Below are 12,685 nucleotides of genomic sequence, written 5' to 3'. Positions count from 1 at the left end.
AAATATGGCAAATTTTAATAATGGTCCTCAAAAAGCTAAATAGAGAACTTTTTGAGGACCATTATTTTTGACCATTTTTCAATTTTATTTTATTCTGTAACAGTATTCAAAGACCCAGTATCTTTATTCCTCAACTGTTCATAGAATGCGGCAATAGAGGTATTTATATAAGGAATAACCCAGATAAATCCGATAACGGTAATGAGACCAAGTATTGCCCACCCAATAAAACTCAACTGTAAAATAAACAAATCGGCTTTATGACCGTTCATCAAGCGCATACTTTCTTTTATGGCTTCTGCCGGAGATAGTTCCGGACGGTCCTTCAATATAAAATAAGACATTGAGTAAGATAATCCCTTTATTATTCCCGGAACAAACAAAAGCAACGACCATAATATAATAAACATTAGCACCTGAATATAACAGGTAACAATACGTCCGTATTGTCGAAAAGGAGTAAAGAGATCGGCAACTCGAGGCTCTTTTTTATCACGATACAAATCAAGAAAGACATACGTACACCCGATAGAAACTATACTTCCAAAAAGCACAAAAACAGCATAATATAACAGCACTGAAACGTGCTGTAATGCAATACTTCCCCCTATGATAAGCATAGTCACAAGCGAAACAATAACAGATGGCTTCCATTTCCCCGAAAGAGCTTTCAAAGCTTTGTCTTTAAAAATAGAAGATTTAAATGATTCCATAATTACAATTTTAAATGATTTAGTCCAAATAATGTTTATATCTGTGTATTCGATATTATAATGAACAAAAATACATTTTTTTAATACAGAAAAAAATTTTTAATTATACAAACAATAAATATTCAGACATGAAATAGGATAAATTCCTTATTAATAACAATTTAAGAATATTTATATTAAATCTAATATAAACAAAAGTGTTTTTTACAGCAAAAACAATTCCAATTAGAATACAAATGAACAGATATTCATAATTTATACAAAAAAACCTATACAGACTTTCTTAAAAAAAGAAAACAGAAAAGTAAAATTTTCAATACTAAAAGCTCAATATAAAAAAATAGTATCATTATTTTTTAATATAAAAAGATTATATTTAATTTTAATAAAAAACAAGCTTATAAAACAACTATTTAAATTCTACTTTTATGAAAATAAATTTATATACCAAAAGTACTTTAACTATTATTGCTATTTGTCTAATCACTCTGATTTTCAAAAATAATGGAGTAATTCCTACCCTTAGAGCCGCTTCTACAACATTAAAACAATTAAACGATGGAGGCGTTGACGTTCGTATCACCGGTGTTAATTACACAATACTGAAATTCCCGTCAAAATAGAATCTGTAAAATCGGCAATACCGATAAAAGGGGAATCAAGTTTTGATAATGCCATTCCTGTAAGTATAGAAAATATTAAATATAGTATCAGTAATTCACTACCTGTAAAAGTAAAAAAATTGACAGATCTACACTTATTATTGCCATTCATCAAGTTTTAACTGTGATAGCAAATCCAGTCCAAAACAAAGAATTGCAAGAAAACATATAAATAATAAGCAGTTAATCATTCGACTAACTGCTTATTATTTCGGTGATCGGGCTGGGATTCGAACCCAGGACCCACAGCTTAGAAGGCTGTTGCTCTATCCAGCTGAGCTACCCGACCGGCCTTACTTTTTATTCAAAAGCGATGCAAAGGTAATATTTTTTATCGGATTTCCAAATATGACAAATGTATTTTTATATACAACCATCAGAAGGGATATCCTACAGCAAAATGCAATGTCGCATCCCGATTAAAATTTTGATAAGAAATCACCCACTTACTTTTATTCACAACTGAAGGATCATACAACTTCATCCCCAAATCAAGGCGTAAAATAAAATAGTTAAAATCTAGTCTCATACCTAAGCCATAAGCCATCGCAATCTCCTTATAAAAAGATTTCAATTGAAATTTACCTCCGGGTTGTGACGGATAATTACGTATTGTCCAAATATTCCCGGCATCTAAAAATGCAGCCAGTTCAAGTTTCCAAATCAATTTACTGCGATATTCTGCATTCATATCTAATCGAATATCCCCGCATTGATTCATAAAATCCGTCATAGGATTCGTTCCTCTGTAACGTCCCGGGCCAAGACCTCGGACCGACCAACCTCTCACACTATTAGCTCCCCCCGAAAAATAACGCTTTTCAAACGGTACCATCTCAGAATTTCCATAAGGAACTGCGATTCCTGCCCCTACATGCAATGCCAGCGAATTACGCTCATTCAACAAAATAGTATAAGCATAATCCAAGTCGGCTTTTGCATACTGCGCATAACGAATTCCCAATATACTGTATTCTCCATATTCTCCCGGCTTATGTCTAGTAAGTTTAGATATACCATACAACAAGTTACCGGCTATCTCTCCCGCAGCTCGTAAAGTGTAAATATTTCCGGAAACTTTCTTTACTCCCGGCCTCAAGTTTGATTGATAAAAAACATAGGAAGAACGCATAATAAAATGGTTCTCGTAGCTATACCTCAACAAAGGATTACTCGAAGCAATACTATCAAGATTACTGATAAACCGCTCGGTCGTTTTCGGCAAATAAATATAACTGATATCTACCAAGTCGAGATGATGCCGATACATATTATTATGACTATACCATTTATAATTCCATCCGCCACCTGCAATTACCCGAGTATATTCGGGACGTTGCTGATAGTTGAAATTCAATGTGAATTCGGTTGTCGCACGCATACGCCGACGTACCGTCGGACTAACAAAAGGGAAAAGGAACTTCGGAAATGAAATTCCGACTTCCGCACCCAACTCAAGGTAATTATCGTTCAAAAGCCCTCCCAAATCCCCCGAAAGGCTTTCGTAAGCTGCTCTTAATTTGGTCGTAAATGTTTCCGACCCGTGAAACATGTTCCGATGCTGATGCGTCAAACCAAGCGCAAAACCCAGATCTCCTGCCGAATTAGTACCTTCAACATCTACAGAGATCGTCTGAGGCTTGCCTTCGGTCAACAAAATATAACAATCCAATACAGGATCTCCGTCAATATTGAGAGGGTGAAATTGTATATTGACATATTTTACTACCCGAAGACGACCAAATGCAGAAAATGTGTTATCGACCGCCCTATTACTGTAACGCATTCCGGGACGTATATAACAATTTTCCACTAAAGTTGCAGGCGTCAAGTATTTTTTATTCCCATAAAATATCCTGAAGCCCTTATAATCGACCGTATCTTTTACATTGAAACGTAAATCTTGCTCGATATTCATCGGGTTATAATCGGTCATAAAATAGACATTCCGGATATGATATACTTCATGCTTGCTGAATACCATATCCGAACGAGTGGTATCCTGCAACAAAGGAGGCATAAGATTCAGTTCCAGATCCACTTCATAATTTCGAGACGTCGTATCAGCCGTATAGGTAATATATTCTTTATTAAAAGCATAATATCCCCTGTTTCTTAACAACGTAGAAATACGCTGACGTTCCTGCTCCAACAAGTTCCGATCAAAAATAGCCCCTTTCTTCAATAGAAAAGCCGAAGTATCAGCTAATATAATACGGGCAATGCTATCATTAGGAATATTATAAGTTATATTTTCAATATGATATGGTTTTCCCGGCTTAACCTGGTAACGGACTTTCATCTTTTTTTTCCGGGCAATAGTATCTACCGTCACCACGGCATTTTCATATCCTCGGTTACGTAATGCTTTCGTAATCTCTAAACGTGACTTCTCTGTCAAGTCAGGATCATAAATCACCGGCGGTGTCCCGACTTTTCTCAGCCACCGATTCCAACGAGTATCTTTGTCTCCTGAAAGATTATAGAAAAACAAAGGAAGCCCAACTAAACCAAAAGTTTTATGATTAGGTTCTTGCCTTACATACGATTTTAACTCCGATGATTTCACATTCTTATTATCAGAAGTTACACTCACCTTATTCAAAAGATATTGCCCCTCTCCTACATGCCGAGTCGTATTGCAAGATGCAACCAGCAATAAACCGAACAAACAAAATAAAAAGCGGAAGTATCTCATATTTTTACCTTATCCGAGGAGCAGATGTAATTTCAGAATCTCTTTACAAACGTACAGAAATATTGTTTTATGCACAAAATTAACAACTCAAAATTATGTTATCAACAATAAAACATAGTTTTCAATTATTTAGTCCAATACTAAATTTAAAATTCATCGTTCTTTGTTTTATAATAATTTATCATTAAAACAGGACTATATATGATATTTTTTTACTATCAATGTTTTTTTTCTACTATTTTATTTGGAATATAAAATGAAAGCTATACCTTTGCATCGTAATACAAAATGACAATGTAATACAAATAACGATTATGATTAGTATTATTCTACATATCATTAACCTTCTTGGTTTATCTCTACTCGATGTCGTCGTGTGGGAGTGAAAGAAGAAAGGTATGTAGTTACTTTATGTGAATAGCATAAATAAAATAAAGTAAAAAGACCTTTCTTCATATAGTAGAAAGGTCTTTTTGTATATAAAACGATAAGAATAATGAAACATCAATTGCATAGTGCAACCAGCACACAAGGACGCCGAATGGCCGGAGCAAGAGCATTATGGCGGGCCAACGGGATGAAAGAAGATCAGATAGGAAAACCCATTATCGCTATTGTTAATTCGTTTACACAATTTGTCCCGGGACATGTACATTTGCATGAAATCGGACAAAAAATCAAAACAGAGATTGAAAAATCAGGCTGCTTTGCAGCCGAATTCAATACAATAGCGATCGATGACGGTATTGCTATGGGACATGACGGTATGTTATATTCTCTCCCTTCTCGTGATCTTATCGCCGATAGTGTCGAATATATGGTAAACGCCCACAAGGCAGATGCAATGGTTTGCATCAGTAATTGCGACAAAATCACCCCGGGTATGTTAATGGCAAGCATGCGGCTTAATATCCCGACAATATTCGTATCCGGAGGCCCTATGGAAGCCGGTAACCTAAACGGGCGTTCTCTTGACCTTATCGACGCGATGATAGAATCGGCAGACGAAACTATAAGTGATAAGCAAGTTGCTGAAGTAGAACGTACTGCTTGCCCGACTTGCGGTTCATGTTCTGGGATGTTTACGGCAAACTCCATGAACAGTCTGAACGAAGCCATAGGTCTGGCACTTCCCGGTAACGGCACTATTGTCGCTACCCATGTCAACAGAGAAAAATTATTTATCAAAGCAGCAGCGCAGATCGTTGAGAACTGTTACAAATATTACCGAGATGGAGACGAATCGGTACTACCCCGCAGCATAGCCACACGCAATGCATTCCTTAATGCTATGACTCTCGATATTGCTATGGGAGGATCTACTAATACAGTACTACATCTATTAGCGATAGCTCAAGAAGCCGGTGTCAATTTTACAATGGACGATATAGATCGTCTATCTCGCAAATCACCCGTACTTTGCAAAGTCGCTCCCAACTCACATTATCATATTCAGGATGTAAATCGTGCCGGCGGCATTCTATCCATTATGAGTTTATTAGCAAAACAGGGATTATTGGACACCCATGTGCATCGAGTCGATGGTCTGACTTTGGAACAGGCAATCGCCCGATATGCCATCGACGGGTCAGAATACACAGAAGAAGCTGCCGAACTATGGAAAAGCGCACCCGGTAACAAATATAATCTCAAAATGGGGTCTCAAGACAACCGGTATGACTCTTTAGACAATGACCGCATCAACGGATGCATTCGGGATTTTGAACACGCATACGTAAAAGACGGAGGTCTTGCTGTACTCAAAGGGAACATTGCAATTGACGGATGTGTTGTAAAAACAGCCGGAGTAGATGAAAGCATATTTCACTTTACCGGGAAAGCCAAAGTATTCGAATCACAGGAAGAGGCCTGCAAAGGAATTTTAAAGGGTGATGTCGAAAAAGGTGATGTTGTCGTCATCACTTATGAAGGTCCGAAAGGTGGACCCGGCATGCAAGAGATGCTATATCCGACCTCTTACATAAAGTCTAGACATTTAGGAAAAGAATGCGCTCTGATCACCGACGGACGTTTCTCCGGAGGAACATCAGGATTATCGATAGGACACATTTCTCCAGAAGCGGCAGCCGGAGGAAATATCGGACTTGTCAAGGATGGAGATATTATCGAAATCGATATCCCGAAACGTACGATCAATGTCAAACTAAGTGACGAGCAATTAGCCGAACGCCGCTCTGCAGAAGAAGCTCGAGGGAAAAAAGCTTTTACTCCGGCAAAGCGAGAACGGAATATCTCTAAAGCATTAAAAGCATATGCAGCTATGGTTAGCTCGGCCGATAAAGGAGCGGTACGTATTATAGAATAAAAGCAATAGTTTTTTGCAGAAAATATTTATATGGCAACAGATAAAATATCAGGATCAGAAGCTTTGATCCGTTCTTTATTAGAAGAAAATGTAAAATTGATCTACGGCTATCCCGGAGGAGCTATCATGCCGGTTTTTGATTGTATGCACAATTACAAAGACAGGCTAAAACATGTCTTGGTAAGACATGAACAAGGGGCGACTCATGCAGCTCAAGGCTTTGCCCGAGTATCCGGTGAAACAGGTGTAGTGTTGGTAACTTCTGGTCCGGCAGCAACAAATATCATTACAGGAGTAGCCGATGCCATGGTAGACAGCACTCCCATGGTTGTTATTACCGGACAAATCAGTTCCTCACTATTAGGTACTGACGCTTTCCAGGAAACCGATGTCGTAGGAATTACTCAACCGGTTACCAAATGGAGTTATCAAATACGCCGTACCGAAGATATTCCTTGGGCCGTAGCAAGAGCTTTCTATATTGCCCGTTCGGGACGTCCAGGGCCTGTAGTACTGGACTTCACCAAAGATGCGCAAGTAGGAACAGCTGAATTTCATTATCAAAAATGCAATTTCATACGAAGCTACAATCCCTATCCCCCAATTAACAAAGAGGAAATAAACCGTGCGGCAACATTAATCAATCAGTCAAAAAGGCCTCTGCTTCTGATAGGGCAAGGTGTCATCTTGAGCCATGCCGAAAATGAAATATTGAGATTAATGGAAAAAGCCGACATTCCTGCAGGCTGCACATTATTAGGACTGTCCGCAATACCGACCGCCCATCGTCTAAATAAAGGGATGTTGGGAATGCATGGGAATATCGGTCCGAATATAAAAACCAATGAATGTGATCTTCTCATTGCTGTAGGAATGCGTTTCGACGATCGGGTAACCGGAGGTTTAGACACATATGCGAAACAAGCAAAGGTGATCCATTTCGATATAGATCCCTCAGAATTCAACAAAAATGTTCATGCAGATGTCACTGTATTAGGGGATGCAAAATCCACACTTTCGGCACTGCTCGACAAAGTTAATATAAATAAACATACCGAATGGCTATCGGAATTTGAAATCTGTGAGAAAACCGAATATGAAAAAGTCGTCCGTCCGGAAGTATATCCCGAAAACGGAGCTTTAAAAATGGGTGAAGTAGTCCGAAAGATTTCTGAAGCAACAGGCAACAACGCCATTCTGGTTACCGATGTAGGACAAAACCAAATGATGGGAGCACGATATTTTAATTATACTCGTACGCGAAGCATTGTTACATCCGGAGGTTTAGGAACTATGGGATTCGGTCTTCCTGCAGCCATTGGAGCTAAAATGGGAGCACCCGAACGTACCGTTTGTTTTTTTACCGGAGACGGAGGCATTCAGATGACCATTCAAGAGTTAGGTACAGTCATGCAAACAGGGACAGATATAAAGATCATCATCTTAAATAATAATTTCCTAGGCATGGTACGCCAATGGCAAGAATTGTTTTTCGAAAAAAGATATTCCGAAACGCACATGCTTAATCCTGATTTCAAGGCTATAGCAGCCGCATACGGCATCAAAGGACGCGATGTTACAGACCGTTCTCAATTAGACGAAGCCATTGCCGAAATGATCGCCCACAAAGGAGCATACTTATTAAATGTCGCTGTAGAAGAAGAAGGCATGGTATTCCCCATGATTCCTGCAGGCGGATGCGTTACCGATATTTTATTAAACAGTACTGAAAAATATTAATTGAACGAAGCATATGGAATCTATATTATATACAGTAACGGTATATACAGAAAATCAAGTCGGTCTTCTAAATCAGATATCGATTATTTTCGGTCGCCGCCGTCTGAATATCGAAAGTCTTTCAGTTTCTGCTTCGGCAATCGAAGGGATACACAAATTTATCATTACAACAAACAGCGATCGAGATACGATACAAAAAGTCGTACAACAAATAGAAAAACGCATTGATGTACTCCGTGCATTCTTCTATACCGAAGACGAAATATTCTACCAAGAGGTGGCTCTTTACAAAGTCGCAACAGAAAAATTATTGGACGATAGCGGAATAGAAGAACTTATTCGCCGCCATAACGCCCGAATTCTGGAAGTAAACCGAACTTATACAGTGATAGAAAAATCAGGCCACACGGAGGAGACTCAACAACTGTTCGAAGAATTGAGTAAATTCGGAGTTATGCAATTTGTCCGTTCAGGACGTGTTGCAATCACCAAATCGACCGTAGAACATGTAAGTTTGTTTCTCGAAGCACAAGAGTGTCGACGTCTCTCTACCAAAGAATAACATTATGGAGAATGAACAGAAAAAGATCGCGGCATATATTTATGATTTAGAACCTGCCGAAGGAAATGCACAACAGGAAATTCCATTGACCTTATTGGTCAAACGAATACTTGAAACAGCTACATATCATGCAGAGAACTGGGGAGTAGGATACAGTACCCTGATCAAAGAAAATCGGGCATGGGTACTGGCCAGACTGGCGATAGAGATGTCTTCCTATCCGGGTATTTACGATAAATACAAAATAGAAACATGGATCGAAAGTTACAATAAACATTTTTCTGCGCGAAATTTTTGTTTCAGCAGTCCCGATGGAAAACTATATGGATATGCCCGTTCTATCTGGTCAGTTATAGATATACAAAATCGTACTTCGGTAGATATTACAACATTCCGCCATATCGAGAACAATGTAGGGGAGAAAGATTGTCCGATTGCCCCGCAATCAAAAATAAAACCGGTAAACGATGAAAATCCGATCATCTATCCTATTCGATACAGCGATATAGACATTAATCGTCACATAAACAGTGTAAAATATATCGAACATATACTCGATATGTTCTCGATGGATATGTATGACAAAAATTTTATTCGTAGGTTTGAGATCAATTATATCAGTGAAGCCCGTTATGGTGACAAATTGAGTTTTTATCGTGAACAACTTGCAGAAAATATTTATACATCGGAAATACGAAACAGCAGTGGAGAAACTATATGTCGAGGAAGAATAGAATTTTCTAAACGTAATTAGTAAAGAATATATACAAAAAATTTCATTAACTACTTTATAAATTAAAACATTATGGCAATCATGAATTTTGGCGGTGTTGAAGAAAATGTTGTAACCCGCGAAGAATTTCCTTTGGAAAAAGCAAGAGAAGTTTTGAAAAATGAAACCATAGCCGTTATCGGATACGGTGTTCAAGGTCCCGGTCAGAGCTTGAATCTTCGTGACAACGGATTTAATGTGATCGTCGGACAACGTAAAGATTCTAAAACATGGGATAAAGCCGTTGCAGACGGATGGGTTCCCGGAGAAACATTGTTTGAGATCGAAGAAGCCTGTGAAAAAGCAACCATTATCCAATATCTGCTTTCCGATGCGGCACAAATCGAAGTATGGCCTAAAGTAAAAAAACATCTGACTGCAGGTAAAACCCTCTACTTCTCACACGGATTCGCCATCACATACAAAGAACGTACAGGCATCATTCCTCCTGCCGATATCGATGTAATCCTTATTGCACCTAAAGGCTCTGGAACTAGTTTGCGCCGTATGTTCCTTCAAGGACGTGGTCTTAACTCAAGCTATGCCGTATTCCAAGATGCAAGCGGAAAAGCTAAAGAAAAAGTCATTGCATTAGGAATCGGAGTTGGTTCAGGTTATCTGTTTGAAACAACTTTCAAACGCGAAGTATATTCCGACTTAACCGGAGAACGCGGTACTCTGATGGGTGCTATCCAAGGTATTTTCGCTGCTCAATATGATGTATTGCGAGCAAATGGACACACTCCGTCTGAGGCTTTTAACGAAACAATAGAGGAACTTACTCAATCTTTGATGCCACTGATTGCAGAAAACGGAATGGACTGGATGTATGCTAACTGTTCTACCACAGCTCAACGAGGAGCTCTCGACTGGTGGAAAAAATTCCGTGATGCAACTAAACCCGTATTTGAAGAATTATATAGCGAAGTCGCTAAAGGGAATGAGGCTCAACGCTCTATCGATACCAATAGTAAACCGAACTATCGTGAAGGTTTAAATCAAGAGTTAAAAGAACTTCGTGAAAGTGAAATGTGGCAAGCCGGTATGGTAGTACGTAAATTACGTCCAGAAAACAACTAGTTCAACATTTCATAAAAATACAAGAAGCTGAACTCTAAAATTTTTGAGACAGCTTCTTGTATTTTTTATATAAATAATTTCTATTTTCCACTCCATACCAAGAAAGGAAGATATAAAATTTGTATATTACTATATCCCACCTATTATCTGGCGAGTAACATGTCCTATATTATACTTTCCTTCCAGTAATTTCATGAAAAACAAAAAACATTCCCAAAAAGAACTCTCAGTACCGTTCCAAGGGAAATTAAAACAAACTCTAAAACATACAATCTTTAACTAACTGTATTACAATTCGTTATACATAACAACCTTTCTTATCTAAAAACAAAAAATCCGCTTATGTGGAAAAAAATGGCCACAATTATGTCAATTAATCCTATTATCTCAAAAAACTCCGGACTAAATTTGTTGTGTTTAAAAATATAATATAGCAATAAAAATATTACACCATACAAAAAACTATGAAAACAAGAAAAATGACTTTATCCGGAATTTTATTGTGTGCATCGATATGTTTTATTTCTTGTGGAAAAGATAACGAAACATTTTCTGCCGGAGGTAATATAGACACACCAGGGAATGGCAATAATAATACACAAATACAAGAAACGGCTTACGCTTTTCCCGGTGCAGAAGGAGCTGGCCGCAATACGACAGGAGGAAGAGGTGGGAAAATATACTATGTCACTTCTCTTAATGATGAACTCAGTGACAACACTACCTTAAGGTACGCTTTGTCTCGAAACGAACCTCGTATTATCATTTTCAAAATATCAGGAACAATCAAACTTAAAAAAGAACTATCTATCGAAAACGGAGACGTAACCATAGCCGGACAAACAGCTCCGGGTGATGGAATATGCCTTGCCGGATATCCAGTAATGATAAAAGCTGATAATGTAATTATCCGTTACATGAGATTCAGATTAGGTGATGCCCAAATGAAAGAGGATATTGCAGCAGGCAAAATAGACCCTACTTATGCTGACGGGGCGGATGCTTTCGGGGGAACGAAAAGAAAAAACATCATGATAGACCATTGCTCTGTCAGTTGGTGTGTAGATGAATGTGCCTCATTTTATGACAATACCAACTTCACAATGCAATGGTGTTTGATTTCGGAAAGCCTCAGACTTTCACTACACAGCAAGGAAGCTCACGGTTACGGAGGAATATGGGGAGGTAAAAACGCATCGTTTCATCATAACTTGTTAGCGCACCATGACAGCCGTAACCCTCGTTTCAACGGTAGCCGGATGTCTGCCCTACCCGATCTTGAAAAGGTCGATTTCAGAAATAACGTTATTTATAACTGGAGAGGAAACAGCAGTTATGCCGGAGAAGGAGGATCTTATAATCTGGTAAACAATTATTATAAACCAGGACCTGCGACCGAAAAAAGTTCTGCGACCGTAAAATACCGAATATTTGCACCGAATGCAGATTTAGGGGAATATAGCAACGGGCAAATGAGCGGTCAATGGGGTACATTTTACATCAACGGGAACTACATGGGAGCAACTACATCAACTGCTCAAGAAGCAAATAACGTATGTAATGACAACTGGATCGGCGTACATCCCGATGAAAGAAATTATTCGCTTCCGGGTGGAACAATTTCCTCTATCAAATCCTCTGTCATATTTACCGATATGGGAGATGCCACCGAAGTCACTACTCATTCGGCAGAAAATGCATACACCCGTGTATGCGAATATGCCGGATGTTCTTTAGTTCGCGACGCTGTCGACAAAAGAATTATCAACGAAGTAAAGAATGGTACAGCCACTTATAGCGGAGCTAACTATCCGGGTATAATAGATTCACAAGAAACAGTAGGTGGCTGGCCGACACTAAACAGTACCGAGCCTCCGGTCGATACAGATGGTGACGGTATGCCCGATGAATGGGAAAAACAAGTAGGCCTGAATCCGAATAGTTACAATAACCCTAATGCTCACACTTTAAGTTCGGGATATACCGATATAGAAGTTTACCTCAATAGTTTAGTAGAGACCATTACAGAAGCTCAGAATAAATAATAAAACGGAATTGCCGAAAACATTAATTTCGAAAAATCCAGATAAACTTTAAAATAAACACATAGCGAAAAAGTAAATTTGGGCAAA

The 12,685-nt window shown here is 38.5% G+C and carries 8 protein-coding genes and 1 tRNA gene; 6 read left to right on the top strand and 3 right to left on the bottom strand.

Annotation, left to right across the window (positions count from 1 at the left end; all coding sequences use genetic code 11):
• Positions 1-89 precede the first annotated feature (89 nt).
• From QUE35_RS12405 to tamL, 3 genes are all read right to left on the bottom strand, one after another.
• Entirely contained in the window at positions 90-713 is a 624-nt protein-coding gene (locus tag QUE35_RS12405; RefSeq protein WP_009317734.1) for a DUF975 family protein, read from the bottom strand.
• 877 nt (positions 714-1,590) lie between these two features.
• Positions 1,591-1,664, bottom strand: a tRNA-Arg gene (locus QUE35_RS12400).
• 87 nt (positions 1,665-1,751) lie between these two features.
• Complete coding sequence (tamL, locus tag QUE35_RS12395; RefSeq protein WP_022389594.1) at positions 1,752-4,073, bottom strand: translocation and assembly module lipoprotein TamL; 2,322 nt, start codon at positions 4,071-4,073, stop codon at positions 1,752-1,754.
• A 496-nt stretch (positions 4,074-4,569) separates the two neighbouring features.
• On the opposite strand from tamL, the gene ilvD reads away from it, so the two are divergent.
• The 6 genes from ilvD (at position 4,570) to QUE35_RS12365 (ending at position 12,598) form a co-directional block, all read left to right on the top strand.
• Entirely contained in the window at positions 4,570-6,399 is a 1,830-nt protein-coding gene (gene ilvD / locus QUE35_RS12390) for a dihydroxy-acid dehydratase (protein WP_009317738.1), read from the top strand.
• Positions 6,400-6,429: 30 nt separating this feature from the next.
• Positions 6,430-8,139: a biosynthetic-type acetolactate synthase large subunit gene (gene ilvB / locus QUE35_RS12385; protein ID WP_022601477.1), complete on the top strand. Its 1,710-nt coding sequence runs from the start codon at positions 6,430-6,432 to the stop codon at positions 8,137-8,139.
• Between the two features lie 13 nt (positions 8,140-8,152).
• Positions 8,153-8,701, top strand: coding sequence for an acetolactate synthase small subunit (ilvN, locus tag QUE35_RS12380; RefSeq protein ID WP_009317740.1), 549 nt, complete (start codon positions 8,153-8,155; stop codon positions 8,699-8,701).
• Between the two features lie 4 nt (positions 8,702-8,705).
• Positions 8,706-9,455, top strand: a complete 750-nt coding sequence (locus QUE35_RS12375) for an acyl-[acyl-carrier-protein] thioesterase (protein WP_022601478.1) — start codon at positions 8,706-8,708, stop codon at positions 9,453-9,455.
• 51 nt (positions 9,456-9,506) lie between these two features.
• Positions 9,507-10,553, top strand: a complete 1,047-nt coding sequence (ilvC, locus tag QUE35_RS12370; RefSeq protein WP_009317742.1) for a ketol-acid reductoisomerase — start codon at positions 9,507-9,509, stop codon at positions 10,551-10,553.
• 464 nt (positions 10,554-11,017) lie between these two features.
• The gene (locus tag QUE35_RS12365; protein WP_022601479.1) at positions 11,018-12,598 is read left to right on the top strand and encodes a hypothetical protein; all 1,581 of its coding nucleotides are present in this window, start codon (positions 11,018-11,020) and stop codon (positions 12,596-12,598) included.
• Positions 12,599-12,685 lie beyond the last annotated feature (87 nt).

It is taken from the genome of Coprobacter fastidiosus (genome assembly GCF_030296935.1).
Taxonomy (GTDB): Bacteria; Bacteroidota; Bacteroidia; order Bacteroidales; family Coprobacteraceae; genus Coprobacter; species Coprobacter fastidiosus.
The sequence above is the reverse complement of the archived record's forward strand: the minus strand, read 5'-3'. Positions and strand labels throughout refer to the sequence as shown.